The 26,637-nt window shown below is 45.1% G+C and carries 22 protein-coding genes; 9 read left to right on the top strand and 13 right to left on the bottom strand.

What is annotated here, in order from left to right:
* Window positions 1-87: 87 nt before the first annotated feature.
* The 3 genes from QUB24_RS15295 to QUB24_RS15285 form a co-directional block, all read right to left on the bottom strand.
* Entirely contained in the window at window positions 88-1,407 is a 1,320-nt protein-coding gene (locus QUB24_RS15295; protein WP_333153988.1) for a CHAT domain-containing protein, read from the bottom strand.
* Window positions 1,408-1,492: 85 nt separating this feature from the next.
* A complete protein-coding gene (locus QUB24_RS15290) occupies window positions 1,493-2,410 on the bottom strand; it encodes a hypothetical protein (RefSeq protein ID WP_333153987.1) in 918 nt (305 codons plus the stop codon).
* 115 nt (window positions 2,411-2,525) lie between these two features.
* Window positions 2,526-2,774, bottom strand: coding sequence for a hypothetical protein (locus QUB24_RS15285; RefSeq protein WP_333153986.1), 249 nt, complete (start codon window positions 2,772-2,774; stop codon window positions 2,526-2,528).
* Window positions 2,775-3,287: 513 nt separating this feature from the next.
* Between QUB24_RS15285 and QUB24_RS15280 the strand changes: the two genes are divergently transcribed.
* The gene (locus QUB24_RS15280) at window positions 3,288-3,536 is read left to right on the top strand and encodes a gamma-aminobutyric acid A receptor, epsilon-like protein (RefSeq protein ID WP_333053047.1); all 249 of its coding nucleotides are present in this window, start codon (window positions 3,288-3,290) and stop codon (window positions 3,534-3,536) included.
* Between the two features lie 132 nt (window positions 3,537-3,668).
* Here QUB24_RS15280 and QUB24_RS15275 read toward each other — a convergent pair whose 3' ends face one another.
* Complete coding sequence (locus QUB24_RS15275) at window positions 3,669-4,025, bottom strand: hypothetical protein (protein WP_333153985.1); 357 nt, start codon at window positions 4,023-4,025, stop codon at window positions 3,669-3,671.
* Window positions 4,026-4,146: 121 nt separating this feature from the next.
* Here QUB24_RS15275 and ychF point away from each other — a divergent pair, with 121 nt between their 5' ends.
* Both ychF and QUB24_RS15265 read left to right on the top strand, forming a co-directional pair.
* The gene (ychF, locus tag QUB24_RS15270) at window positions 4,147-5,238 is read left to right on the top strand and encodes a redox-regulated ATPase YchF (protein ID WP_333153984.1); all 1,092 of its coding nucleotides are present in this window, start codon (window positions 4,147-4,149) and stop codon (window positions 5,236-5,238) included.
* 27 nt (window positions 5,239-5,265) lie between these two features.
* On the top strand, window positions 5,266-5,631 hold the full coding sequence (locus QUB24_RS15265; RefSeq protein ID WP_333153995.1) for a phage holin family protein: 366 nt from the start codon (window positions 5,266-5,268) through the stop codon (window positions 5,629-5,631).
* Window positions 5,632-5,785: 154 nt separating this feature from the next.
* Here QUB24_RS15265 and QUB24_RS15260 read toward each other — a convergent pair whose 3' ends face one another.
* The 3 genes from QUB24_RS15260 to QUB24_RS15250 all read right to left on the bottom strand — a co-directional run bounded on the left by QUB24_RS15260 (window position 5,786) and on the right by QUB24_RS15250 (window position 7,887).
* Window positions 5,786-6,217 carry an NUDIX hydrolase gene (locus QUB24_RS15260; RefSeq protein WP_333153983.1) on the bottom strand — a complete coding sequence of 144 codons (432 nt, stop codon included), beginning with the start codon at window positions 6,215-6,217 and terminating at the stop codon, window positions 5,786-5,788.
* Between the two features lie 185 nt (window positions 6,218-6,402).
* Window positions 6,403-6,855: a DUF3531 family protein gene (locus QUB24_RS15255; protein WP_190659407.1), complete on the bottom strand. Its 453-nt coding sequence runs from the start codon at window positions 6,853-6,855 to the stop codon at window positions 6,403-6,405.
* A 15-nt stretch (window positions 6,856-6,870) separates the two neighbouring features.
* On the bottom strand, window positions 6,871-7,887 hold the full coding sequence (locus QUB24_RS15250) for a Sll0314/Alr1548 family TPR repeat-containing protein (protein WP_333153982.1): 1,017 nt from the start codon (window positions 7,885-7,887) through the stop codon (window positions 6,871-6,873).
* Between the two features lie 436 nt (window positions 7,888-8,323).
* On the opposite strand from QUB24_RS15250, the gene QUB24_RS15245 reads away from it, so the two are divergent.
* Window positions 8,324-8,995 carry an energy-coupling factor ABC transporter ATP-binding protein gene (locus QUB24_RS15245; RefSeq protein WP_333053058.1) on the top strand — a complete coding sequence of 224 codons (672 nt, stop codon included), beginning with the start codon at window positions 8,324-8,326 and terminating at the stop codon, window positions 8,993-8,995.
* Between the two features lie 138 nt (window positions 8,996-9,133).
* The gene (gene rsmG, locus QUB24_RS15240) at window positions 9,134-9,877 is read left to right on the top strand and encodes a 16S rRNA (guanine(527)-N(7))-methyltransferase RsmG (protein ID WP_333153981.1); all 744 of its coding nucleotides are present in this window, start codon (window positions 9,134-9,136) and stop codon (window positions 9,875-9,877) included.
* A gap of 298 nt (window positions 9,878-10,175) precedes the next feature.
* On the opposite strand, the gene QUB24_RS15235 is transcribed toward rsmG, so the two are convergent.
* Window positions 10,176-10,931 carry a Fe-Mn family superoxide dismutase gene (locus QUB24_RS15235; protein ID WP_333153980.1) on the bottom strand — a complete coding sequence of 252 codons (756 nt, stop codon included), beginning with the start codon at window positions 10,929-10,931 and terminating at the stop codon, window positions 10,176-10,178.
* Window positions 10,932-11,146: 215 nt separating this feature from the next.
* Window positions 11,147-12,352, bottom strand: coding sequence for an aldo/keto reductase (locus tag QUB24_RS15230; protein ID WP_445300412.1), 1,206 nt, complete (start codon window positions 12,350-12,352; stop codon window positions 11,147-11,149).
* Here QUB24_RS15230 and QUB24_RS15225 point away from each other — a divergent pair.
* Window positions 12,312-12,440, top strand: coding sequence for a hypothetical protein (locus tag QUB24_RS15225; RefSeq protein ID WP_333153996.1), 129 nt, complete (start codon window positions 12,312-12,314; stop codon window positions 12,438-12,440). The genes QUB24_RS15230 and QUB24_RS15225 overlap by 41 nt on opposite strands.
* 33 nt (window positions 12,441-12,473) lie before the next feature.
* Here the strand turns inward: QUB24_RS15225 and QUB24_RS15220 are convergent, their stop codons facing one another.
* Both QUB24_RS15220 and rpiA read right to left on the bottom strand, forming a co-directional pair.
* Window positions 12,474-12,728: a hypothetical protein gene (locus tag QUB24_RS15220; protein WP_333153979.1), complete on the bottom strand. Its 255-nt coding sequence runs from the start codon at window positions 12,726-12,728 to the stop codon at window positions 12,474-12,476.
* Window positions 12,729-12,761: 33 nt separating this feature from the next.
* Window positions 12,762-13,478, bottom strand: a complete 717-nt coding sequence (gene rpiA / locus QUB24_RS15215; RefSeq protein WP_333153978.1) for a ribose-5-phosphate isomerase RpiA — start codon at window positions 13,476-13,478, stop codon at window positions 12,762-12,764.
* A 214-nt stretch (window positions 13,479-13,692) separates the two neighbouring features.
* On the opposite strand from rpiA, the gene QUB24_RS15210 reads away from it, so the two are divergent.
* Window positions 13,693-18,144, top strand: a complete 4,452-nt coding sequence (locus QUB24_RS15210) for a tetratricopeptide repeat protein (RefSeq protein ID WP_333153977.1) — start codon at window positions 13,693-13,695, stop codon at window positions 18,142-18,144.
* Between the two features lie 380 nt (window positions 18,145-18,524).
* Here the strand turns inward: QUB24_RS15210 and QUB24_RS15205 are convergent, their stop codons facing one another.
* Window positions 18,525-22,478 (bottom strand): PAS domain S-box protein, encoded by a 3,954-nt coding sequence (locus QUB24_RS15205; protein ID WP_333153976.1) that lies wholly within the window; start codon window positions 22,476-22,478, stop codon window positions 18,525-18,527.
* Between the two features lie 296 nt (window positions 22,479-22,774).
* On the opposite strand from QUB24_RS15205, the gene QUB24_RS15200 reads away from it, so the two are divergent.
* Together QUB24_RS15200 and QUB24_RS15195 are read left to right on the top strand one after the other, a co-directional pair.
* Window positions 22,775-22,972, top strand: a complete 198-nt coding sequence (locus tag QUB24_RS15200) for a hypothetical protein (RefSeq protein WP_333153975.1) — start codon at window positions 22,775-22,777, stop codon at window positions 22,970-22,972.
* A gap of 147 nt (window positions 22,973-23,119) precedes the next feature.
* Window positions 23,120-23,710, top strand: coding sequence for a cytochrome b/b6 domain-containing protein (locus QUB24_RS15195; protein ID WP_333153974.1), 591 nt, complete (start codon window positions 23,120-23,122; stop codon window positions 23,708-23,710).
* Between the two features lie 15 nt (window positions 23,711-23,725).
* Here QUB24_RS15195 and QUB24_RS15190 read toward each other — a convergent pair.
* Window positions 23,726-26,637, bottom strand: a 2,912-nt coding sequence (locus QUB24_RS15190) for an alpha-mannosidase (RefSeq protein WP_333153973.1), incomplete at its 5' end; no start/stop codon positions are given.

The following is a 26,637-nucleotide window of genomic DNA, read 5'->3' as shown; positions in this document are numbered from 1 at the left end:
GGGTGGCATTGTTGTCATCTCACTTATTTGACTCATTGTCAAGTACAATTTATACCAAATTAGATGAGCTTACCCTGCTTTTAAGGTTTAAGAATCTAGTGCAGGTATAAAAATTCTTGTGCCGGGATCGAGCCAGTTTGTATCAGGAATTACCTCTCTATTAGCCTGGGCAATTTTCAACCATAAATTTCCATCGCCGTAGGCGCTGATAGCTATTTTTGCTAGCGTATCGCCTGGTTTTATATAATAATATTGAGCGGGTTCAGGTGACTCCTCACTCAAGCGCTGTTCTTGCTCCCAATTGAACAAGTGACCATTTGGGACGCGCATAAAAAGGACTGGCGTGGCAAACTCGCGCCTCCGCTCTTTCAAACAGTAGTCAATTTCTTTTCGTCCTTCCTGTACTGCTATATCAACTGGCTCTTCTTGCCCTAGTTTTTCATAAAAAGAACGAACAAAACGACGGGCTAGGGAGTTAGAAACTTCGTACTGCATCGCCACAACAACTGGAATGTTTTGTTGAACTACTTTGGAAGCAACGCCAACGAAAGCCTGCGATGAAGACTGCATTCCCCCTTCACACGCCTGCAATATCACAACTCCAGGGCGATGTTGAGAAAATAGCTGGCTAAAACTGTCCGCATTAATCCACCAAGCATTACCAGTGTCTTCTGTCAAAGCAATCTGCCCAACTTCCTGATTATTTTCTTGCTCGAAACGCCCGTGTCCTATAAAGTGAAGAATGTGCGGTTTTCTAGCCAATAGACTATCAATAGATTTGCGGTTAGCTCGATGATCTAATGGTAGCAACTCAAATTTTTCTGGCTGTTCATCCTCCAATCTTTTTAAATCTTTTTGGACTTCTTCGTAAACAACTTCTCCTAAATCATTAGGCGCAGATACAACCAAAGCAATCCTCAGCTTTTCATTATTTTTTATGTGAATAGTTTTTGCTGGACTCGATTGCCATCGATACCGCGAAAAAACCACGTTAGGCGCAATACTCAGCCAAACCTCACCCAAATTGGGAGGCATGCACATAAATTCCCAAGGCAGTGCCGCTAATTCAGGTGCTTTTTCCTCTTCAATTTCCAGTTCAACACGCAGAAACTGCCCTTTCTGATGCACAACGTCGTCGTAAAATTTAACAAAAACGTCTCGAATTCCAGGATCGAACAAGACATTAAACAAAGCTTCGCCAATTAATCTTGAATGCCTGGAATCGCCGAGTAGATTATTCCGAGCTTTTTCAATAATCTCTACGATTTCTTGGTCTTTAGTCAGTATATCGTAACGTAGCCTCCCGGAATGTTTATCTAAGGTTTTCCCTTGAGGATCGACCTTTTTAATCTGCACATCGTAATCATCAACAGAAATGCGACAGGTGTAGTAACTTTTCCTTTTCATGGCTTTAAGTTTCGACTCGGTTAATTAAGCGGTTTATAGCAGCCTCATAGGTTTGATAAGCGGCTATGGAATTGGTACAAAAAGTCTACGAATCAATAGTTCTATGGGGCAGGTTCAATGTCCACTTTTCAACTGCAACGCGGGCCAACTTACTGGCAGCAGCATCCTGACTTAGTAAGCTTCTAAATTTAAAGGGAATTTCCTTAAGCACATCCCCAATTTCGGCAGCCAGCCAGTTGATTTTAGGTTCAGCCCAGGCAATACCCTCCAAATTAATTGATTCTGTGTCTTTTGGAACTTTGAAGACAATAGAAAACTTTGCGGTTCCTACCTTCTGTAGTTCTTGGTCTTGAATGCGCCAGTAACAAAAGGAGTTATTTTCACCGACAGCCAGGATTTCTGGATGACCGAGTTCATATTTGAAAGCTGGAATAGTGATGAATCCTTTAAATTCATCTTTGTTAACTACATTGGCTTTTAGTTCGCCAGGAAGGAGTTCGGTAAAAGCAGGTAATTGAGATGAGTCAACTCCGGCAATCCAATCGAGGTTTCCATTTAAACTAACATCCATGCCTACCCCAAAGTTCATTACCGCTCGCCATTTATCCGTTGGGAAAATAGCCTGAACAATCGGCTCTTGCTCTCCTTTGGGTGTGAAATCTAGTTGGCAGGTTAATCGCCAAAAACGAGTGGCTGCTTTGGGGATTAGATCAACTGAAAATATCATGTAATAAAACTCATACTGGTCGCGCATCTGCTGTTTGTAGATGTCATTCAATTCAGTCCCGCTGTTTTTGAAAGTTTCCTCTGTCAGTAAAATTAGGCGGTCTTTGGGATTGCCAAAGCTAACTTTGGTTTCCAGTAAATTATTAATAGCTTCGGCGCCCACACCCAGCTTTGTTCCGCCAGCTAGAGAACCTTCCCATTTTTGAACTTCCTTGAATAAGTCAGATAGTAAAGTATCTGTTTGTTGTAAGTCAGGTGGAGTAATTTTCTCGATCATTTGTTTTCAATCCTTGACTTCAAATTGTTACTTTTTTTCTTTTACCTAGTCGATAAAAAATTACAGCTAGTTTTTTGTAGGGTGGGCAGTACCCACCCTATTATTAATCAATCGCTTATACCGTAGTCACCGTGAGATCTCCATTTGTTAGATTTTTAACAGCTAAAAGCACACCTCCAAAATTTCGCGATAATTCATTGCTACCTGCTTTCACAGAAGTAGTTTCTGAAGGTGAACCTCCTGCCGTCATCTCAAAAAGACCGTCAGCTTCACAGTCAACAATAACTACAGTCTCTTTTCCCAAAGCCCAAGTAGGAATTTGAGATTGTACTTCATTTGGTGCAAGGCGAAATGGGCCGGCCATACTCAAAAGTCTCCTTGTTGCGTGTTAGGCATCTACAGCTTCTATCTTATGAGAATCATCTCTAAAAAGATTCTGTTCTTTAGTTGAGTTTTAAAGTAGCCAAAAAGCCAGCTCCCAACTGGCCAAAAGTACAGGACAGAACCTGTACTTTTGGCTAGGTGTCGTGCAAAACCACAGGCTGGCAAGGCTTTTCGGAGGGCGATCGATTGCGCGATTTTAGATTTTAGATTTTAGATTTTAGATTTGCTCCCACGGACTGTAGCGATCGCACGTGATGAGTACGCTACGCTTTTTTCAAGGGTTCACGGCTTGTACCGGGGGGCTGTGACCAAATTGCTTTCCGTCAGCATAAAAAATCAAATACAGATAAACCCGGTTGTTTTCATCTACTCCAAAAAGCTGATTTAAAATGGTACAAAATATCAATTTTAATAAATTTTCACTATTTAGATAGATGTCGTATTTTTAGTTTTTTATATACGCTGATTGTATCGAGTTATTAATAGAATTGCCGTGATTTTTCCCAACCCTACTCCGTTTCCAGGCCCGCAGATTCCCAGTACCGAACCGGGGCTGCCGACTATACCCGCATCGCCACCAGTGCCGGGCCCAGTACCCGAACCGATTCCCGGCCTTGTACCGGAGCCGGTACCTGCGCCAATTCCCCAGCCAATTCCCGAACCGGTGCCGGAAACTGTACCCTCTCCAATTCCTCAAACAGTGCCGGAGCCTATTCCTCAGACAATCCCTGAACCTGTTTAAATTATGTTTTAGTCGATCGCGAAATTTAAGATTGTTTGTGAGGCCGATCGCAAAAACCGGTTTCTCCAAAGTCCCCAATATTTTTGTGGAATATCAGACTTGAAAAAACTCGGTTTTTGCCTAAATTATCAATTAATTGAAGTTGAGCGCATTCTCTTTACAAAGGTCAACAGCACCCAAATCAGTGGATTTGCCGTCCGAGTATTCGGCCCTGACATCGAAAATACAGCCCGCATCCGAGCCGCCGTAGTCAGCTTGATCCCACTTAAAATCTGCCTTTCCCCGATCGGCAATGGGGGCCTCTAGCTCGTTTTCTCCCCAAGTATCCTTATCGGGAGGAGACATATAGACGGCTGTCATCGTCTTGCCGCTGTTGTTAACCACCGAAACTTTGACCATCTGAGCGAAAACGCTAGCTGCTGTGAGCGCTAACAGAGGCAGCGATAGCCCCGCAGCGATCGTTACTTTGGTTAACCACTGGTTAACCATTGAGCCCTCTACCTCAAGTTGTATATTTATTCAAGCTTAGCTATGGAAGTTATAACACACGAGTCAGATATATTGCTATTCCTTATGATATTTTGAAACAGTGATATGTTTCTAAATAGCTATGCTTACTGCCGGAATTGTCGGACTGCCTAATGTTGGCAAATCTACTTTGTTTAATGCTCTGGTTGCTAATGCCAAGGCGACTGCTGCTAATTTTCCTTTCTGTACGATCGAGCCAAATACGGGTATCGTGGCAGTGCCAGACGAACGGTTGAAGGTGCTGAGCAATATTTCCAATTCCGCGCAAACTGTGCCGACGCGGATGGAGTTTGTGGATATTGCGGGTTTGGTGAAGGGGGCGAGTCAGGGAGAAGGACTGGGAAATCAGTTTTTGTCTCACATTCGGGCTGTAGATGCGATCGTCCACGTTGTCCGCTGTTTTGACAATGATGATATTATTCACGTTGCGGGTTCTGTCGATCCCCAGCGAGATATTGACATTATCAATCTCGAATTAATTCTAGCAGACTTAGCTCAAATTGAACGCAGGCTCGATCGCACTCGCAAACAAGCCCGCAACAACAAGGAAGCCCAGGCAGAAGTGGACGTGCTCGAAAAATTAGTCGTGGTTTTGAATGCGGGGAAACCAGCGCGGCAGTACAGTTTCACAGATGAAGAAGCTGAATTAGTTAAAGGTTTGGAATTACTGACAAACAAGCCGATTATCTATGCAGCTAACGTGTCTGAGGACGATTTAGCAACAGGAAATAGCTATGTCGAACAAGTACGGGAAATAGCAGAAGTAGAAAATGCTAAGGTTGTCATAGTTTCGGCGCAAGTTGAGTCAGAATTGGTGGAGTTATCAGAGGAAGAACGAACGGATTTCCTAGAATCTCTGGGGGTGAAAGAAGGTGGCTTAAAATCTTTGATTCGCGCTACTTACGAATTATTGGGTTTGCGGACTTATTTTACTAGCGGGCCAAAGGAAACTCGCGCTTGGACAATCATAGCGGGAATGTTGGCACCGCAAGCTGCGGGGGTGATTCACTCTGATTTTGAGCGGGGTTTCATCCGGGCCGAAACTGTAGCTTATGAAGATTTGGTTGCTACGGGCGCGATGAAAGCGGCTAAGGAAAAAGGCTTAGTTCGCAGTGAAGGAAAAGAGTATGTTGTACAAGAGGGGGATGTGCTGTTGTTCCTATTTAATGTTTAGCTTTTTTAAGGAGATGGCCGCATGAAGATCGACATCTTTTCGCTGGCAATTGCTTGGCTGGTAACTTCAGTGAGCTTTTTTATAATTTCCAAGCTGCCCATCGGGGTAGATATTGACAGTTTTGGAAAAGCGATGATTTCGGCTGCCGTTTTTGGATTGCTGAATGCTTTGGTGCGGCCTATTTTTGTGGGAAATGTTGAACCATTTGCGTTGCCAACTTATAGCTTGTTTGCAATTGTTATCAACGCTGCTATGTTTGGATTGGCGGCTTGGCTAGTCGAAGGGTTTCGCTTGCGGTGGGGAATTTGGAGTGCTTTGCTGGGGGCTATCGCCCTCGGTTTTATTAACTCTCTTCTCTATGAGGTGTTGCGGACTCTGCCTAGTTTTCGCTAGTTAAATGTAACGCGCTGGGCGGAAGAAGGAAGGGGCGGGTTTATTCATCCTGTTAGTTATAGCAAATATTTCGGGTGAAACCCGCCCCTACGGCAAATATTTTAGGTGTAATTCTCCCATATCAGGTATTTGTTTTTTGGTATTGGTTGAGTTATTAGCTTTCGCAGTAGTCGATAAATTTGTCGGGAACTAGGCGCAATTCGCCCGATCGAAAGCGATCGATCGGTATCCAAAATGCAGTATGTTCCCCATCTCCGTCTGCAAAATCCAGACTCTCCAATTCATAAAATTTGGAATCAACAAAATCGCACTGGTATAGTTGTATTAATTCGTGTCCGGCTTTGCCATTATAAACAAAGAAGTTTTCTAAACAAGCCAAATATTTGATATTTGTTAACTCGGCTTGAATTTCTTCTTGAAACTCTCTTTGCAAAGCGTCGATGCTGTGCTCTCCAAATTCTACGCCGCCGCCCAAAGCGCGGTAAAATGTGTCTTGTTTGACGGGATCTTCGCATTCTGACACGAAGATGCGATCGCCCGATCGAATTAATCCTAAAACAATTACGCGAATTTTACCTTTTTGCATAATTAGTCATCAGTCATTAGTAATCAATCATTAACTGGTTCCTAGGCAGAGCCTAGGAATCAATGTCCAGAGGCTCTGCCTCGCTTTCGGAGCAGCTTTCATAGGAGGCAGATCCTCTGGATATGTGTTACCAGGCTCTTCCTAGTAACGAGTAGAAGCCGCCCCTAATGAGTAATCACTAATGACTAATTATCGGCTGCAAAACCCTCTCTGCTCCTCCTATTTTCAATTGGCCAGTCTATATTTTCACCGCCGATAATTAGTTTTTCAATCGTTACGAATTCTTTGCTGAGTTGCTGGAAAACATTAATCAAAACATCGAGTCCAATTGCATCGCTAGTACCCAAATCAAACCAGCAGCGAGCCCAAGAACCTTGATACTCCATTTCTCCCATATTGTGCATCAAAGCCATCATGCTTTGGTCGGCTAGATTAACATCGTAATTCATATCACTGATGTCTAAGCCTTCATCTTGAACTTGCAAATTTTCCGCATTAAATCCTCCAAGTTTTCCCAAGAAAAACCAAGAGTCAAACACTTCTTCAACATACTGTTTTTCACCGTTTGAAGGCACGTTGCTGAACTTCAGCCAAATCCAGAGGTCAAAGGGGTTAAACTCGCGAAACTCTACTTGCATAGTTTTTTGGTGTTTTTATAGTGGTGGTAAGGCCGCCGGCCCCCAGACTCCATCTGCATCTCTAATTTTATCGCGCATGGGGTCGCAGGCGCGAGATTTGCTGTCGAGACGGTTACGGGTTCTGCACTGCTGAAAGAAGATTTCGGCTACTAAACTACGCGGCAGTTGGTCAGGTTTTGCTAAGGCTGCGTCCAAGTTTTTTCGGGCTTCCTCAAGTAAGGTTTTGTTGCTGTCTTTTCCCTGGGATTGCGAAAACAAGATTTGTCCTTTTAGATAGAGAACTTCTGGATTATTGGGCGTTTCTGCTAGGGATTTGTTGGCAAACTCTAAAGCGCGATCGTACTTTTTCAAGTCTCGATAGCCTACTGCCATGCCGCGATAAGCTAAGTAGCGGGGAGAGGCTTTTTGTTCGAGTCTTTGAATTGCTTCGTTGGGGTTGGAAAAGGGCAGGTTTGTGGCTAGCATTAAGTCCATGTAGCCTTTGATCAGGTTGAGTTCGGGGTCGTTGGGCGCTATTTTGTCGGCGGCCTCTAGGTATTGAAATACTACTCGCAATTTACTCAAAGCTTGGGGCGCGCCTTTGGCTGTTCCTTCTTTGGCTATAATGTTCGCCCCTTCTAGAAAGTGGCCGGCTGCTGTGTAAATATTGCCGCGCAATGGATTAGTTTTAGCCAATTTTTCGCCGACTTCGCGGGTTTTTTGCGCGTAGGAATTCATCGAGTTGAAGTCTTTTTCGATGTAGGATAGGGAGGCTGCCATCGCATAGGCTAGCGGCTCGTTTGGTTCGGCTGATAGTGCTTGTTGAATTTGAGCTTTTGCTTGTTTGTAGTTTCCTTGCTGAAACATTGTTTTGAAAGCGGTTTCGGTGTTGGGCCCGATCGCCTGCGGGTTGCTGCTGCGAAAGGGATCGCCCGCTACTGCTGAGTTAATGCAGATGCTGAGGGCGATCGCTCCTGCACTGGTGATCGCCCGCACTGTCTGTTTAGAACTTAACATTTGCTTGCCCACCGATGCTAAAGGGTTTTTCGTCATCGTCAATTCTCTCAATGGAATATACTGTAAACTAGAAACAAGAGAGTGAAATTTTCAGACTTTCGGGCCGCGACCAAAAAAAGAGTGAAATTTGCTTGATTTTTTATAGCTGTTGCGGTATATTTTAATAATGGAAGTGTGACTTGTAATATATTTACTGACGGATTTCCATTATTAAAATATACCATGAAAAAACAGAAAAATCAAACGCCACTCCTGAAAAAAAAGGAAATTTTTGTTAAGATTTATGTAAAATAATTGTGTGCGATCGACCCCAGCCAAAAACAGCCTTAACTATCAATAGCACAACCCGAAGTTCCCCGCTCCAACAATAACTATTTTTCTGATTGTTGAATGTTGATTGTTGACTGTTAACAACTGCCAACTGCCAACTGCCAACTGCCAACTGCCAACTGCCAACTAACAACTGCCGTTAATGCTTTATCTAAAAAACTTAGTATATCATCCTACCGCCTGTCCGAATCCTATTCTGAAAAATATTAACTTAGAACTGCCATCGCAGCAAATGGGGCTGATTGTGGGTCGCAGCGGCTCAGGCAAAAGTACGCTATTAGAAATATTAGCAGGTTTAGCCGAAAAAACTAGCGGCGACATCCGCTGGCGGGAACAGGAATTAACACCGGAACACTTGCAACAGTTAGGAGGGTTAGTCTTCCAGTTTCCAGAAAGGCATTTTTGCGGGGGCACAATTTTAGAAGAATTGCGGTTGGGGCATCCTGAATTGGGACAAGAACAAATTAACTCAGCAATGGCAGAAGTGGGACTCGGACATTTGCCGCTGCGCGCTTCCCCCCACGCTTTGAGCGGCGGACAACAGCGGAGGGTAGCGCTGGCGGTGCAGCTAATTCGGCAGCCGCATTTGCTACTTTTGGACGAACCGACGGCGGGTTTGGATTGGTCGATGCGGCGGCAGTTGGTAAGCTTGTTGAGTAAGTTGAAAAGTCACTGGACTTTGTTGATTGTTACTCACGATGCTAGCGATTTGTTGAGTGTAGCCGATAAATTTTGGACTCTAAACCACGGGGATTTGCAGGAGGTCGATCGGGCTAAATTAGAAGCTAAGGAAACGAGTTTTGTTAGTCATTAGTCATTAGTCATTAGTCATTAGTCATTAGTCATTAGTCATTAGTCATTAGTCATTCGTTAGTGCGACGGGTCTATCGCATTATGAAGCATTTTTAAGTGCAGAGAATTTGCAGAGCTTACAAAAGAGTGGGAAGAGAAGATGAATCAAATGACAATGCCTGTGTTGCCCCAGATGAATGAGTTGTGGCAAAAAACGCTGCATTGGCAGCCGGATGAGTCGCAGCAGCAACAATTTCAGCGACTTTATGAGTTAATTGTCGAGGGAAATCGCTCCTTGAATTTAACTCGAATTACTGAGCCGATGGAGTTTTGGGAAAAACATTTGTGGGATTCTCTGCGGGGAATTGCGAAACTGCTGCCAGCTAATCACAATTCGGCGGAAAATCCCGAATTGTCCGCCGAGTCGGTGCAGAAAGCGATCGATATCGGGACAGGTGGGGGTTTTCCGGGCCTGCCGATCGCGATCGCCCTGCCACAACTATCAGTTACTTTGCTCGATTCTACCCGCAAAAAAATTACTTTTTTGGAAACAGTTGTGCCGTCTTTAGGGATAGAAAATGCGGCGACTTTGTTGGGCAGAGCCGATGAAATTGCCAGAGCGCCACAGCACAAACAAGCTTATGATTTAGCCGTTCTCAGAGCAGTTGGAGCCGCTCCTCTCTGCGCTAAATGCGCGCTGCCTCTGCTAAAAAATGGCGGTTTGGCGGTACTTTACCGTGGGAATTGGACGGTGGAGGAAGAGACGGAGTTGCAAAGGGCGATCGAGCATTTGGGCGGCACCGTTGAGTCAGTCGAAGCATTCACAACGCCGACGAGTCAAGGGGCACGGCACTGTGTTTACTTGCGGAAAGTTGTACAGCAGTTCGAGCGTCCCGTGCGCTAGTAGGGACACGGCACTGCCCGTTAGTGTCAACTTAATGTCAAAAGTAGTATTAGTATACCGTCTACCGATTAGGTCCTGATCCCCCCGGCGCCTAGGGCGGGCACGGGGAGTAGGGGTCGCACCGCCCCTACGAAGGGGGGGACAAGAAATATGCTCAAAGTCAACCCCTACTCCCCTTATTAAGGGGGATTTTGGGGGATCGAGACTGGGCTAAAAGCGAGATTTCTCAGGGGTTTCAGTCTTAAGTTGACACGAAGAAGGGCACGGCGCCGTCTGCTTTATTTCATCTAATTGAAAACTACCCGATCGCCTTTTCGTAGCGCTGGTTAATTTCCGCCCAGTTAACCACATTCCACCAAGCTTTCAAATAGTCGCCGCGCAAGTTTTGGTACTTGAGATAATAAGCGTGTTCCCAAACATCGTTGCCCATAATTGGATAATTTCCCTGCATGAAAGGAGTGTCTTGATTGGGAGTAGTTGCAATCTCAAGTTTGCCGGCTTTTGTGCGGACTAGCCAAACCCAACCACTGCCAAAACGCTTTGTACCTGCATCATTGAATTTTTCTTTAAAAGCGTCAAAACTGCCGAAAGTTTGCTTAATTGCTGTGGCAATTGCCCCTGTGGGTTCGCCACCACCATTGGGACTCATGATTTTCCAATACATATTGTGATTTAAGTGTGCGCCGCCGTTATTGCGAACAGCCGTGCGAATATCTTCCGGCACTTTACTCAAGTCTCGCAGCATATTTTCCGCACTCACGTTTTTTAGTTGCGGGTATTTGCTGATAGCCTCGTTGAGGTTTTTAATGTAAGCGGCGTGGTGTTTGTCGTGGTGAAATTGCATTGTCCGCGCATCGATATGCGGTTCTAAAGCATTGTATTCGTAGGGCAGAGGTGGCAGTGTAAAAGGCCCCGGAGTTTGAGCTATCTTGGTTGCTTCGGCAGTTGGACTTGGTTGCGTTAAATTATTTCCTGATGCTTGGCAAGCACCTCCGGTAATAGCTCCGACGCTGGCAGTCAGCAAATACAAGAAATCTCGGCGTTTGAGAGTCATAAAAAGTACCTAAGTGAATTATTAACTGTTTTATCTCAGATTGAAGCAAAATGGGAGTGAGTTGAGAAAAAAAGTTGTATCGCCCGAATGGATGAGACGGATGGGGGATGGTTATGAGAGTTTCTCAAGTATAGGCTAATTGTATGCGCGTAACTAACTCACGTGCTCCGGTTCACCAACCCGGTTTCTGTCTCGAAACCGGGTTTTTTTTTAGATTATTCTTGGGACAAACGCTGGATGGCTTCGCCTCCAAAAAGCCGATCGGCTGCTTGGAGAATACCGGGAATTTTAGCAGCGTGGGGACTGTGGGCTAGGCAGCGGCGCAAGTCTAATTCATCGAGGCGATGGCGTTCCGCCCCGCAAGCTACGGCTTTTTGGCCTGGGAACCAGTGGCCCGCATTACCTAAAAGGTTGTAGCGCATCTTGCAATAGTCGATCGTATCGTAAGCCTGCGCCAAATTCCACAGCCACAGAATCACATAAATATTAATACCTCCGGGAGTATTTTCGATAGTTGGTAAACCGACGTGCCAAGTCTTAAACCAATCTTCTCCTAATTTATCAATTGCTGCTTTTTCTAACTTTTCTAATATCGGTGGCAAAATTTCATCTGCTCTATCTAACAATTCTACAGCTTTAAGATGCTCGTTAAAATCTTCAGGTTTGGCTGCGCCCAAACTCAAAGTGTGTACTTGCGGATGCGACAAACAAAACAAATCATTAAACACCATCGGACTCAACGGATAGCACAAATCTACCAATTTTTGCGGCGGGCTGTAAAGTTGACCGCCTTTATCGGAAGGACTGATAATAAAAACGCCCATATCGTGACGTTTAGCAGCTTCAATAGCCTGCCAATTACTTTGATTGATGTAGTACCAGTGCAAGTTAAGATAATCAAATTGATTAGTTTCAATTGTTTTGACAATCACATCCGTCGGGCCGTGAGTTGAGAAACCAATAAACTTAACTTTCCCTTCTGCTTGCAACTTTCTCGCCACATCCATGCAGCCGCCCGGACGAATAGACTCCTCTAGCAATTCCCATGTATTAATGCCATGTAGCGACAGTAAATCCACGTATTCCAGTTGCAAATAAGCTAAGGATTTTTCAAATTCTTCGCGGAACTCTTGGGAGTTTGGTTGGGGGCTAACTTTCGTTTGCACTATCAACTTTTCGCGGGGAAAGTTCGGCAAAATTAACCCCAATTGCATCTCGGAAGTGCCGTAACCGCGAGCAGTTTCTATGTGATTGATGCCGCATTCAATCGAGTAGCGAATCGTCGCTTCTAGATTTTGTTGATTGTCTGGGGGAATTTCATTGGCTGGCACGTCTTGCCATTTATACTGATATCTCATGCCACCGCAGGAAAAGACGGGCATGGATAATTCTGTGCGACCGAATCTGCGATATTGCATCATCATAATCAAAGTCAAAGCTATAGATGAAGGAAGTTCGGCAACGGATTATGTAACGGATGTAACGGATGTCAGGAAGAAGGAAGACTGAACAATCGCAAGGGTTTCACTGATTAAGAAATTCTTAAGAGTCTTGGCGGTTGCTATAGGGTAAGAAACCTTGTTTTTGGTGTTTTTGCGGGTTGTAAATCGCATATTGCAGCATTTTCCTGAACAGGCAAGATGCCTGTTCCACAAAGAGTTTTTGCAGCATTCTTCTGAACAGGCAAGATGCCTGTTCCACAAAGAGGTTTTGCAGCATTTTCCTGAACAGGCAAGATGCCTGTTCCACAAAGAGTTTTTGCAGCATTCCGCTGAACAGGCAAGATGCCTGTTCCACAAAGAGTGTTTGACCAAACCAGGGCAGTTTTGACTATTTAGAAATTTCGCGTACTACTGGTTTTCCGTCTTGGATTTCGCCGACTAAAACCAAATCTGTACAGTCTACAAACAAACCATTTTCTAACACACCGGGGATGTTATTCAAGCTTTTTTCCATTTCTCCGGGGTTGGCAATGTCATCAAATTTGACATCAATTACCATATTACCTTGATCGGTAATTACGGGGCCTGCTTTTTTCACGCCCATGCGGAGTTCTGGTTTGCCACCCAATTTTTCAATGGCGCGCATCACTGGTGTTAATGCCATCGGTATAACTTCGATGGGGACGCGAAAAGTCGAACCCAATTTATCTACGATTTTGGAACTGTCAACTACTACAATAAATTGAGTGGCGAGATAATCGACAACTTTTTCGCGGGTGTGGGCGGCGCCACCACCTTTAATTAAGTTGAGGTGGGGATCTACTTCATCAGCCCCGTCAATAGCCACATCAATTCTGTCAATTTCATCTAGTGTTGTCAGGGGTACTCCGTACTGTTTGGCTAACACTTCTGATTGAAAAGATGTCGGCACTCCTTTGATATCTTTGAGTTCACCGGATTTTATGCGATCGCCCAATGCTTGAATAGTATAAGCTGTAGTTGACCCGGTGCCGAGTCCGACAATCATACCAGATTTTACGCGATCGGCGGCAGCAAAGCCGACTTGCTGTTTCATCAATTTTACGGGATCTTGTTCTGTGGTCATGTTCGGTACTCCTTAATAGTTTTAAGATTATACCATTTATTATGGATTTATTTAACCGCAGAGAGCGCAGAGAACGCAGAGAGGAAGAAGAAGAAGAGAGGGAACTCGCAAATTATTTCAAGTGGGAACTTCTCTCTTTTTTCTCTGCGCCCTCTGCGTCCTCTGCGGTTAAATAAAAAAAAGATAGTTCACAAATCGGCGGATAATTGCCACAATGAAAATTGGATTTCTCGATACCTACACTTGGGATTACAATATTGAAACTCCTTACTGCAAACCTTTGGGCGGCACTCAGTCGGCTATTTGTTACTTAGCTGAGGCGTTGGCTGCACAGGGAAACGAGGTATTTTTGCTCAACAATACTTCCGAGTCGGGGATGTGGCGCGGCGTTGATTGCAGGCGCAGGGTGGGGGACAAATCTAATTTAGAATTGCTGCGATCGCTCGATTTTTTAGTTATAGTCAATATAGTCGGCAAAGCGCTGGAAATTAAACCGCTTTTGGGGCATCGAACTAAGTTAATTTTGTGGATTCATAACGAACCGGGCTTTGTATTCCTCCAAGATTTCAATAATCAGCGAGAAATAAATGCTTGCGATGCCTTTGTATTTGTCAGCGACTGGCAACGCGAGCAATTTCACCGGCGCTTTGGGATTGACTTTAATCGCAGTTGTGTTTTAAGAAATGCGATCGCACCTTGTTTTGCTAACATTTTCGCCGATAATATTTCTATCCTATCTCATAAATCTCGACCGCCCATTCTAGCTTACACCAGCACTCCATTTCGCGGACTCGATATTTTGTTAAAAGTCTTTCCCGAAATTCGTCAAGCTGTCCCCGGAACCAGATTAAAAGTATTTTCAAGCATGAAAGTACACCAAATAGACGACAATGATAACCAGCTTTTTTTCGGTCAACTTTACCGCCAGTGTCAGGAAACAGAAGGCGTGGAGTACGTCGGTTCCGTACCGCAACCCGAACTCGTCCGGCAACTGCGTTCAGTGGCGGTTTTAGCTTACCCGAATACCTATTTGGAAACCTCATCTATTGCCGTGATGGAGGCGATGGCCTGCGGTTGCCGGATTGTGACGAGTGAATTGGCAGCTTTGCCGGAAACAACTGCTGGATTTGCCCGTCTAGTTTCAATGTCAGGGGTGGAAAATTTTGCATCGATAACTAATTGGAAGCGGGCGGGCAACGCAGATTGGGAGGGATATACAAGGCGGTTTTTAGAGGCGATAGTCGGAGTTTTAAATGAGGGGACGGGTGCGGGCAGCGCCACTGCTGAAAATCATTTAAGACAGCAGGTAGAATATATAAATCAAGGGTGTACTTGGTCTGTGCGTTCCCGAAAGTGGGTAGAATGGCTGAATAGTATTAGTGTAAAACCTGTAAGAGTGGCAGAGCAAATGATCGGGAATTCTTTAGTAGGTTTAGAGGCAGTGAGAGATTATTTTCAAAAGGGAAATTGGCGGAAAGATCAGGGTGATCTCGGTGGCGCCATCGAGAACTATCAGAAAGCTTTAGAGTTCAATCCCGAAGATGCAGAAGTTCATAAAAAGTTGGCGGAAGTTTATGTTTTGCAAGGAGAATTTGAAAAGGCGATCGCCTCTTGTAATGTCGCTCTTCAATTTCAACCCACTTTTGCTCCTGCTTACTTGACAATGGGCAATGCCCTGCACAGTCAAAACAAACTGGAAATGGCCATTCAAGCTTACTTGCAAGCTTTAAAAATTCAGCCGGAATTTGCCGAAGCTAGCGCAAATCTCGGCAGTATGTATTACAAGTTAGGGCAATTGGAACAGGCGGCAAATTATTACCAAAAAGCTCTTGCCATTAATCCTCAATTAAGCTCAGTTAATATGATGCTGGGCAGCGTTTTGCAGCAGCAAGAAAAGTTAGATGCAGCCATTGCTTGCTATCAAAAAGTGCTGCAACTGCAACCGGGAGATGCCAGTGCTGCTGAGAAATTATCGAGTTTGCTCGCACAAAAACAGCGGGAAACTACCGACAGCAACTTTATCGAATTAGAAACAGAATCAGGGGAACAGCAACCAGTATCTGTCAACAAAGATGAAGGCTACGGCTTGCAGCCTTCGAGCATCAATTTGCCGCCCGCGCCCACCACTGAGACTTTAAATACTCCGTTTACCAACCCCGCCGAACTTTCCGAACAAGTTACCTCGTTAAATGTTCCCGATAGCGGACAAGTTGCCAATTTTCAAGAAGTAGAACCGTACAAAAAACTCGCCGAAAACTTTTTAGTTCAAGGTAAAATTAAAGAGGCGATCGCAGCTTGTCAGCAAGCGCTAAAAATTCGACCGGATTTCATCTATGCTTACGTCACTTTAGGCAATGCCTTGCAAGCAGGAGGCAAAACTGAAGCTGCCATTCGTTCATATTCTCAAGCCCTAGAATTGCAGCCAAATTTTGCGGAAGTGCGCGCCAATATCGGCAGTATGTATTTCAAAATGGGGCGTTTGGAAGAAGCGATCGCCCATTACCAGCAAGCCATTGCCCTCAGTCCAGATTTAGCGGGCGCTCACTGGAACTTAGGGAAAGTATATCAGAAACACGGCAACATCGAAGCAGCGATCGCCTGTTTTAAAAGAACATCCGAACTCAACCCGCAGCTAGTCGGTGCAGACTTCCACTTTAACTTAGGTAATCGACTTTTGGGCCAAGGAAAGCGCGAGGAAGCCATCGAAAGCTACGAAAATGCGATCGCCATTAAACCGGATTGGGCAGAAGCCTACGGTAACATCGGCAGCGCGCGATCGCAACAAGGCAATCTCGACGCCGCCATCGCTTACTATCAGAAAGCTGTAGCTTTAAAGCCACATTTAGAAGTTTTGCACTTCAATATAGCCAATTCTTTTTTACAGCAAAACAAGTACGAAGAAGCGATTACTAATTATCAAAACACTCTCAAAATCAAGCCCGATTGGCCGGAAGTTCACGCTAACCTCGGCAGTTGTTTTTCCATGCTGGGGCGACTGGAAGAAGCCCTAGCCAGCTATCAGCAAGCCCTAGCATTAAAACCGAATTGGGCAGAGGTTTACTGCCGGATGGGACACATTCAAAAACAAGATAAGCCGTTGGAGGCGATCGCCAATTTTGAAAAGGCGATCGAATGCAACCCCAAATTTAGCGAAGCCTACCAACAACTGTGCGACTTGCTAAGCCATTCCACCAACCTAGCCGGAGCCCGCAACGTAGCCGACAAATACTGCGAAAACTGCGGCGAAAATGCCCCAGTAATGTCAGCTACAGCCTACGTCTTTTCCTACCTGCAATCAGGTGTCAGCAAACAGGCGATTCAGAAACTCGAAGAAATCGAAACACTCTGCTACGAAAAGGTCGAAACCTTTAGCATGATCGAACTAAAACTGCTCTACGAAATCTTCCTGTTTGCAGTTTCTCACCTGCGAGACAACCGCGAAAAAAATGCCAGTTTCTACAGACTCATTGCCAAAGAATACTACCAAAAAGCCGTTCCTAAGCGCCAGGAAATTAACAGAAGCAACCTAGCAAATTACCAAACAAAAGAACAGCGTCCTTTAAAAATCGGCTTCCTTTCCAAACACTTCCGCCGCCACTCAGTAGGCTGGTGCAGCGAAGCTTTAATTCGCGAATTAAGCCACATCACCCCCCACGTTCACCTTTACGTCACCGGGAAACTCCACCGAGATGAGGTTACGCAGCGGTTTGAAGACATGGCGGGCAAGTTTTACTGGCCTAAAAAATATCCAAACGGCTTTGCTGACGGCGGTGAAATCTTCGCCGAAGTAGCGCAAGACAACTTGGATGTATTGATAGACTTAGACTCGATGACAGTGCCAACAAATGTGGAAGTGCTGTATCAATATCCTGCGGGAATCTGCGTTTCTTGGCTAGGATTTGACGCACCCTACATTTCAGATAATCACTACTTTCTGTGCGACGAACACACTCACCCCCCTGGTGTTGAAAAAAATTACTTAGAAAAGTTAGTAAGATTGCCTGCTGGTTCGGTAGCAATTGGCGCACTGCAAAGCATTCCTGTGAATCGAGAGGCGATTAGAAACGCTCTCGGAATTGGCTTAGAGCAAATGACTTATTTGTGCGTTGCGCCTGGGAGAAAAACCAATCCAGAAATGGTACAAGCTCAAGTTAAAATCCTTAAGGAAGTACCAGATAGTGTGTTAATCCGCAAAGGTCAAGGCGACCCCGATGTTATTCACAGCACTTACCGCCAAGAATGCGAAATTCAGGGAGTAGATTTTGGTCGGATTAAGTTTATAGGGCAAACCAGAAGTGAAGAAGAACATCGGGCTATTTATTATGTAGCCGACGTGCTTTTAGATTCCTATCCTTACAACGGCGGGACTCACAATTTAGAGGCTTTGTGGGCGAATTTGCCAGTGGTAACTCGATCGGGCGACCAATATCTTTCGCGGATGGGTTACGCTTTTCTGAAAAGTGCAAATGTTGATGTTGGTGCGGCGTGGAGTTGGGAGGAATACACGCAGTGGGGAGTTAAGTTTGGCCGCGATGCTGGTTTCAGAAATGCGGTGAAAGAACATTTAGTAAAATCTAAGCAGCCAGAACATCTCGCACCTTTGTGGAATCCTAAAAAGTTGGCTGAGGATATGTATGAGGTGTTTCAAAAACTGTTAGCGAAATAGGTGAGTAATTGCTATAGCAATCCCCAATCAATTGCGAACTCCTTCCTTGCTCTTTTCTCTTCCTCTGTGCTCTCTGTGCCCTCTGCGGTTCAATAAAAAAAGAGAGATCGGGTAGAGAAACGTGGTTTTTGGATATTTGTACGCTACTCACGGTAAAGTTTTGTAAAAAAATCAGTGAAAATGCGTAAAAATTCCGCGCCGAGTCTGATAGATAAATAGCTGATTCATAGTACCGCGATCGCACTAACTTTATGCCAGTTAGGGCGATCGCTTTTTTAGTAATACCCGTTTCAAAAAAGAATGCCACAGCAGACAAGCTCCAAACCAGCAGCTTCATCAGTAATTCCAAAATCTAAAATCTCAAATTTAAAATAACCTGATTACTCATTAATAGCCACTCGATCGCGCCCGCCAGACTTCGCTCGATAAAGTGCCTTATCCGCAGCTTCAATCAACATTTTCGGGGAATTTTGACTGGGCGAAACGGCCGCAACTCCCAAGCTGAGAGTCACACAATCACTGACAACAGACTTGATGTGGGGAATTGCCAAAGCTTTGACGCGGCTGCGGATTCCCTCCGCAACCGCCTGTGCAGCGACGACATCCGTATTTGGCAAAATTACCCCAAATTCCTCGCCGCCGTACCTAGCGGCCAAATAGAGGCGTTCTGCGGGTGCGTTTGTGCAAGCATCCCCGATCGCCCGCGCCACTTGCTGCAAACAAGCATCCCCGGCTTGGTGGCCGTAATTGTCGTTGTAAAGTTTAAAACAGTCAATGTCGCACAGAATCAAAGATAGCGGTTCCAAAGAGCTCGACTGTTCCCATTCTCGATTGATCACCTCGTCAAAACGGCGGCGGTTAGCTAATTGAGTCAGACTGTCCAAATTCGCTAACCCGTCCAACCGCTGGTTGGCAGCCGCTAACTGCTGGTAAAGTAAAGATTGTTCGATCGCGATCGCAACTTGAGTGCCCAACTGACTCAGCAAATCCACGTCAAACTGCTGCCACTGGCGGGGTGCCGAACAGTGGTGGGCAATCAGCAAACCCCACAACTTCGGCACTTGACAAGAACTGTTACCTTCCCTCGGTTCTATTCCCTGCTGGACAATCGGCACCACCAAATTTGCCTTCACCTGACACGCGTCCAAAAAATTAAGGTGACACTCAGTCAAATTAGAAGCATGAATATTCTCTATGGCGCGAATGCGACCCTTTAAATACTGTCCGATGTAAGTATTGGCAAAACAGCAATCCTCAATTCCCATCCCCTTGAGTGGCATCCATCCTTCTGCAACCGACTCCACCACCACATCTCCGTTCCAGTCGGGTCGGAAGCGGAAAATCAGCACGCGATCGGTTGCCAAAAACTCCCGCACTTCCGCTACTGTAGTGTTGAGAATATCTTGGAGATCCAGAGAAGAACGGATGCGCGATTGAATCTGCCCGATCAGGCGTTCCCGTTCTATTTGTTGCCGCAGCGCGACTTGGGCTTGCTTACTTTGAGTAATGTCCCGACCTTCCGGCAGCAACAATACTATTTTGCCAGTTTCATCCGCGACCGGTTTGAGAGAAAAATCAACAGTTGCCGTCCGATTTACACCTTGAACTTCCACTTCATAGCGGACAAATTCACCTTTTGCCGATCGAGAAATCGCCTCTTGCAACTGTTCCTGAACTTCCTCAGAATCTCCCCACCAGGGCAACAGCCAAAACGGTTTATTTGCCACATCCCGTAGCTTAATTCCCGCAAAGTCCAGAGAAGTTTGGTTAGCTTCCAGCAGAGTGCCGTCCGGTTTCAATAAGCTCACAAATTGGAAAGAAGAATCAAAAATTGCCCGAAAGCGCCTTTGAGAATCTCCCAACATTGCTGTCACCTTTTCGCGAGAGGTAATATCGCGGAAGCGCCACACCCTGCCAATAATATTTTGTCCGACTCGAATCGGCTGCGTGTAGCGCTCAAAAGTGCGGCCGTCTTTAAATTCTAGAATATCGCAACCTTCCGACTCCGCATCGCTATAAAATTCTTTAACTCTCTGCAAAAAAGCCCTCGGATCTTTCACTTGCTTAGTGAGAAATGCCAGCCGCACCGTTCTATCCATTGAGTTTCTAACTTCTTCATAAATTCCCCACATTTGAACTAACTTTTCGTTATAACTAATCATTTCTCCGGCGGTAGTAACGGCGAGAATGCCGTCTGCCGTTGCTTCCAAGGTAGCGTGCAGCAGAGAGCGCGATCGCTCTAATTCTGCTGCGGTCAATTTGCGTTCCGTGAGGTCTCGGACTGCTTTTACCTGTACTAAACGACCTTCCCAAAATACGAATTTACTACGAACATCAGCAGGAAAAGCAGTTCCATCTCGCTTGAGAAAAATAGTTTCACAGACTGTATTGCTGGCTGCAGAAATCATTTGCGACGCCTGTTTGTATGATTTCGGCGACAGTAGTTCCAGCAAGCTCATTCCCGCCATTTCCGCAGGTTCGTAACCGAAAAGTTGGGCAAAATTACTGCTGACGCTCAAAATTGTGTCGCGGTCTGCCACGGCAACTGCTTCAAAATAAGCTTCGCATTCGAGCAAGCGGGATGCTGAGTGGCTGCTGCCATTTTCGCCAGAGGCATAGCTGTTGTTAATTAACTGTTGCAATTGCGTATTTGCCGAGTACAAAGCGGTCATGGCTTGCCTGTACATAGCAGTACGTTTATCGACTTTTTGTGCGAGGCGATCGCGATATTCTCGCAGTTCTTTTTCGACTCTAATTAAATCACTAATATCTACTGCAAACACGATTACGCCAGCGACTTTACCTGTTTCATCGCGGTAAGGTATTTTATCTGTCCGCACCCAGCATTTTTGACCCGATGCTGTTGGTAGCAGTTCGACTTGGCCCTGCTTGGGAACGCCAGAATTGATTACTTCCAAATCTTCTAAATAATATTGCTCTGCTTCGTCTGGATAGATTTCATAAAAAGATTTACCTTCTAATTGAGCTGCGGGCAAACCTCTGGATGCAGCGGCAGCTTGATTAATTCGCAGCAGGCGACTTTCGGTATCTTTGAGCCAAATCATCGCCGGCACGGAATCAAAAATTATTTGCTGTTCTTGTTGCTGCAGGCGTAGTTCTGCTTCGGCTTGTTTTCTTTTAATTATTTCTTTTTGCAGTTTTTGATTAGCTTTTTTGAGCTCAGCAGTACGTCTTTCTACTCTTTCTTCTAGTTGATCGTAGTATTGGGTCAGCAAGTTTTGCTGCTGTTCGTGCCGCATTGCTTCTAATTTTAACTTTTCGCTAGCTGACAAAGTAGAGGATACAAAATCTGCTAATATTTGGGTAAATTCGTGTTCTTCTTCCGTCCAATCACCGTCAGAACCCTGGCGTTCGGCGCTGACTATTCCCGCCATTTTACCTGCTAGCACAATCGGTACGTTTAACAGGGAAGTAGTGCCCTGGTCGAGCAAATAAAGACCTACAAGTTCTCGCGTTCTGGGGTCATTTTCTGCTGCCACAGTAGCGATCGCACTTGCAGATTTTAAAGCTTGAAAATATGCCGGACAGTCGGCTGCTGTGATAATTATTTGTACAGAATGGAGTTTAGTATTTTGTTCGTAAAGGTCGATGCAGTGAAGCTGCGTTTTGTCTTCGCCATACAGCCAAATACTGGCTCGATCGCACTTGACAATACTGACAGCGGTTTCTGTTACTTCGCGGATCAAGCCTTCTATATTGTGGCGTTCTTTAAGTTGACTTTTGGCTAATTTTGCGATCGCTAAAGTTGGACTGCGCCAATTTCCTCTCTGGTTGGGCGACGTGGGTAACTGCGAAGCCGCCTTAATTTCTTCGCAAACTAACAGTACAGCCGGCCGTTGGAAATTGGCAATTGAGCGACCGTTGGTATTTTCCTCTATTTTCCAATCTACCGCCGGCATTGGGCGCGCGGTTGCTTTTACCCTAATAATCTTGCCGTCTTTGCAAGTCAAGCAGCCTTCCCAACAGGCAATTTTTGGAGTGGGCGTACCATTTTCCGGCTGGGCCAATCCGGCAAATTCTGCCTGCATTTTGCCTTGCTCTTGGCAATAAAATATGTTAAAGATTGAATGACAAATTAATTCCTGCGATTTGTAGGCAAGGCGAGACGCACCGAATTGATTGAGCGAAAAAACTCTTCCCAAAGCGTCTAGAACGAAGTAAATGCCAGGAAAATTCTCGTAGAGAGTTCCATACCAATCTTGTTCGACTTGTTGGCTGCACGAAAGTTTTGCTGTCGCCAACTCGCCGTCCGTGCCAGTTAAGTGAGAATTCTTGGTTTCTAGGTTGCTTGAATTACTTTTTTTAGCAAACACTTTTAGCTTAACTCGACTGTAATTAATTTTACTTTCTGGAATTTAACTTTTTTGTGAAACTAAATTAAACCTGTTGTTTGAAAAAAGTTACAACTTGTAACAAAATCACCACTTGTCCAGCACCCTGATTTTTGCTTCCCAATGCAACCACTGTGTTTGTTTGTAGTTAGTAGACCGTCTGTCGGCGATATTTCCCGCTAGTTGCAATGCCAGCAGGTTTAGCTGCAATTACCCAGTCTGTACTTTTAACATCCTAGACAATAAAAAAAATCGGCAATCAATGGTTTTAAGTATATATGATAACACTCAAATACCTAGTATTGGGACTGACCTACTTCGGATTCGGTTTGGGATATTTGCTGGGGCTGCGGATGAACCGGGCGGCGGTTGCAATTATCGAGTCAGATGAGTGCGGTGGCTTTGGGGATACTCGACCTGAAAACTGCTTGGGAGGCGATCGACCCCAATACGATCGTTTTTTTTGCTCGGAATGACGATCGTGAATATAGTTAATTTAACTTTTTAATAAATATTTATAATACTTAAGTTAAGTAAATCTTATAATGCACAATCGGCCACGGGCTTTAGTCCCATAGTTTATACTTAATCTTGTGCAGCAAACGCTAAGGAGGTAAGAAAAAGTGAGTACCCTAAAACCCGCTGCGAAACCCAGACTTAATTCTGCGTTCAAACAACTGATGTCCTTACACTGGGTAATGTCAGCTTGCTATTTAGTGCTGTTTATTACCGGTACGTCTATGGCTCGATTGCCGAGAGAATTGTTTATTCGAGGCCACCTTTACGATTTTCACAAATCCGTAGCGGTGCTGACAATGGCTTTGCTGACTTGGCGGATTTTGACTCTGCTGCGGGTATGGTGGAAAAAATATACAAAACGCCTGCCAAAGTTTACAAAGGAATGGTACAAAAATTTTGCTCTGCACGCGACTTTGTACGTTTTTATGTGGCTAGTTCCGGTTGCGGGTTTCTTACCTTCTAACTCTTACAAAAGTAACAATGTGAAATTTTTCGGCATTGTTTTACCGGATGTGTTTCCGCAGAATTCTGCAATGGTTGATCTGGGAAGGAGTTTGCATTTTTGGCTGGCGTACACATTTTTAGCCTTCGCGATTTTGCATATTTTAGATCAGAAGAAAGTTGTGAGGGCTAATTGGCGCAGGTTGGCAAATTTTGTTCGCACTAAGTTCGCAAAGTCTCAAAAGGTTGGATAAATTTGCGATGGGGTACTATATCTCAATTGGTAATGATAAATTGACTGCAAAACTGGCTATTTTCCACGCTGATATTGTGAAACTTGTCCCATCGTCTGACTTCTGGGGCAAATTTATGGGTTGTTCTAATAAATCGACAGGCTGACTAATCACCAAATTCAAATCGCTCTTTAATTCCAACTTCGCCTCTTCACCGTGACACTCGTAACACCGCAAAATCCACACATTAGAATCGTCTTCCGATTGTTTGAAAGCCATCAGCACTAAATTTTCGGCGGACAAATCCAAAAACTTGCCAACTGTCGGCAGAGTCTTGTTGCCATTTTCCTCTAACTTGGGTAACACCTTTACTAGCAGCGGTAAATTCAACTCGTACCCCTGTCGAACTGTGTCGGCTTCTTGCCAATTTCCAGCATGGGGATAGACTGCATAAGTAAATTCCGAAACTCCTACATCTGCTTGTTCATCCGGCCAAGTCGAACCCCGAAGCAAAGTTAGGCGAATTTGATTTGGTTGAAGGTCGCAACCGTATTTGCAATCGTTGAGCAAACTCACTCCAAAACCGTCATTGCTGATATCAGTCCAGCGCAAAATCGGCACTTCCCATTTGGCTTTTTTGGCGGGTGTTTGCGGCTTGGTTGTGCGATCGATCGCACCGCCGGGAATTTCGCAAGTTGCAAAATCTGCTTCTACATTTAACCCAAAGGCTGCTTTTACTAAAACGTGCTTTTCTTGCCAATCAGCAACTGTCTTGATTTTCAGCAGCGGCGAACCTATTTCTACTATATAATCTTGGCAAAACTCCGATTTACCAATTTGTCGGACTACGCGCAAACTCTGCCGTATTTCTCCCTGTGCTATCCAGGAAATATTTTTCAGTATCGGCGCTGGTAGTTGATGTTTTTCATAATTTGGGTCGATGTTCCAAGCATCCCAATATTGGCCACTATCTTGAAATGCTTGCAGTTGATTGCCGCCTGCAGCATTCAGGACTTCTCGGTTATTTACTTTATCCCAAATGCTCGATAAATTGCCAGTTTTCCCGTCTACTGTTGCCCGAATAAATTCATTTTCTAACACCATTTCTGCGGTTGCAAAATGCGTTTCTTGACAATGTGTGTTTTTTTGTGCTATACCGTATGTAAGTTTCGATAACTCTGTCTTTTTTTCAGTTTCTGGACTCGCGGACGCATTATCCACAGTTTGAGCGTCTTCGCGACACAGCCAAAACACGTGGTAGCCAACGGCGGGGAGATTATTGGCCCAAAATAACAGTGTAGAGTGCGATTGCGGTCGATCGCCCGTTTCCATCTGCGACACCAATCGCCGTCGGGAAACATCGTAAATTTGCCAAGCTGAATCAGCCGAATCGGGAAGCGGTACGGCGACAACCTCAGAGCGCGACCAATTGAGAGTATTGAAAATCAAAATCGGTTGAGCGTCGGGCCCAGGAGGGGAAGGCAGAGAAATTTGAGCCGAGAGTGCATCCAAAGATTGTAGCAGAATTTCGCGACAAGTGCGATCGACCTCGGCAAAGGCTAGATTAGCATCCGCATAAACTTGGGCGATCGCAGAACCGGGCAAAATATCGTGAAACTGGTTAAACAAAATTTGTTTCCAAGCTGATTCTAACTCAGATTTCGGATAAACCGCGCCAGTACAAATAGTGGCCAGCGAAGACAGCAACTCCGCTTGGTAGAGCAATTCTTCGCTGCGGCGGTTTTGGCGTTTTTGGTCGGCGCGAGTCGTGTAGCAACCCCGGTGGAATTCTAAATAAAGTTCGTCTTTCCAAACAGGGAGAATGCGGGGAATAGCTTTGAGTTGTGAGATGGGACGATTTGCATCCGAAATTGCCGACAAGTTTGACAATTCTCGCGCCCGCAAAATCTCCTGATTGTCCGATTTTGCCACATCGCTTTCCTGCGAACTTTCCGCAACTGCCGGTAAAAACTGACTCTCAATCAAAGACAAATAATCAACCGCTTTCGCAAACTCCAACCTTGGGAAAAAAGGCGACATTTTCCAGCGTTTCGCCACCTCCAACATATCACGAGTCGGGCCACCGCCGTGGTCGCCAACCCCAGGCAACCAAAGAGCATCTTGCAAACCTGTCTTAACTTGCCAGTCAAAAGCATAACTTGCCATTTTCACAGATTCTATGCTTTCACCAATTGGAGCAGACATCATACTAAATATTTTAGTACCGTCCAACCCTTCCCACCAAAACGCACCGTAGGGAAATTCCGTTGTATCATTCCACCGCAACTTTTGCGTCACAAAATAATCAACTCCACCTTGCCGCAAAATCTGAGGTAATTGCCACCCAAAACCGAAAGTATCAGGTAGCCAAGCTACCCGCATCAATTCCCCAAATTTTTCTTTTGCATAAAGCTGTCCGTAAAAAACTTGCCGCACCATTGACTCAGCGGAAATCAAGTTTAAATCCGGTTCTACCCACATCCCGCCGACAACTTCCCAGCAACCCGCCGCCACCTGTTTTTTAATCGCAGCAAATAAGTCCGGCCGATGTTCTTCCATCCAAGCATAAAGCGCCGGAGTTGAATGACAGAAAATCAAATCGGGAAATTCTGATTGCAATTTCAATACCGACTCAAAAGTTCGCTGTGCCGCTTCCCAAGTTTCCGGGACAGGCCACAGCCAAGCCAAGTCTAAATGAGCGTGACCCACCAAATAGATTTTACCTGTATATATAGATGTCAGTTCACCACTTTCTCCTATATATATAGATGTAGCATCGCTATTTTCTCCAACCTCCGAAACTTCCTCTCTTCTTCCTCCCTCTGTGCCCTCTGTGGCCTCTGCGGTTCCCTCATCTAAATCCCCAGAAAAAGATGTCAGTTCACCACTTTCTCCTATATATATAGATGTAGCATCGCTATTTTCTCCAACCTCCGAAACTTCCTCTC

This window comes from Microcoleus sp. B9-D4 (assembly GCF_036705105.1).
In the GTDB taxonomy this organism is placed as follows: Bacteria; Cyanobacteriota; Cyanobacteriia; order Cyanobacteriales; family Microcoleaceae; genus Microcoleus.
This window is presented reverse-complemented; position numbering and strand designations above follow the sequence as displayed.

Coding starts and splice junctions, on each gene's coding strand:
- QUB24_RS15295 (WP_333153988.1), bottom strand. CDS start 1,407: ATGAAAAGGAAAAGTTACTACACCTGTCGCATTTCTGTTGATGATTAC.
- QUB24_RS15290 (WP_333153987.1), bottom strand. CDS start 2,410: ATGATCGAGAAAATTACTCCACCTGACTTACAACAAACAGATACTTTA.
- QUB24_RS15285 (WP_333153986.1), bottom strand. CDS start 2,774: ATGGCCGGCCCATTTCGCCTTGCACCAAATGAAGTACAATCTCAAATT.
- QUB24_RS15275 (WP_333153985.1), bottom strand. CDS start 4,025: ATGGTTAACCAGTGGTTAACCAAAGTAACGATCGCTGCGGGGCTATCG.
- ychF (WP_333153984.1), top strand. CDS start 4,147: ATGCTTACTGCCGGAATTGTCGGACTGCCTAATGTTGGCAAATCTACT.
- QUB24_RS15260 (WP_333153983.1), bottom strand. CDS start 6,217: ATGCAAAAAGGTAAAATTCGCGTAATTGTTTTAGGATTAATTCGATCG.
- QUB24_RS15255 (WP_190659407.1), bottom strand. CDS start 6,855: ATGCAAGTAGAGTTTCGCGAGTTTAACCCCTTTGACCTCTGGATTTGG.
- QUB24_RS15250 (WP_333153982.1), bottom strand. CDS start 7,887: ATGACGAAAAACCCTTTAGCATCGGTGGGCAAGCAAATGTTAAGTTCT.
- QUB24_RS15245 (WP_333053058.1), top strand. CDS start 8,324: ATGCTTTATCTAAAAAACTTAGTATATCATCCTACCGCCTGTCCGAAT.
- rsmG (WP_333153981.1), top strand. CDS start 9,134: ATGAATCAAATGACAATGCCTGTGTTGCCCCAGATGAATGAGTTGTGG.
- QUB24_RS15235 (WP_333153980.1), bottom strand. CDS start 10,931: ATGACTCTCAAACGCCGAGATTTCTTGTATTTGCTGACTGCCAGCGTC.
- QUB24_RS15225 (WP_333153996.1), top strand. CDS start 12,312: ATGGATAATTCTGTGCGACCGAATCTGCGATATTGCATCATCATAATC.
- QUB24_RS15230 (WP_445300412.1), bottom strand. CDS start 12,352: ATGATGCAATATCGCAGATTCGGTCGCACAGAATTATCCATGCCCGTC.
- rpiA (WP_333153978.1), bottom strand. CDS start 13,478: ATGACCACAGAACAAGATCCCGTAAAATTGATGAAACAGCAAGTCGGC.
- QUB24_RS15210 (WP_333153977.1), top strand. CDS start 13,693: ATGAAAATTGGATTTCTCGATACCTACACTTGGGATTACAATATTGAA.
- QUB24_RS15200 (WP_333153975.1), top strand. CDS start 22,775: ATGATAACACTCAAATACCTAGTATTGGGACTGACCTACTTCGGATTC.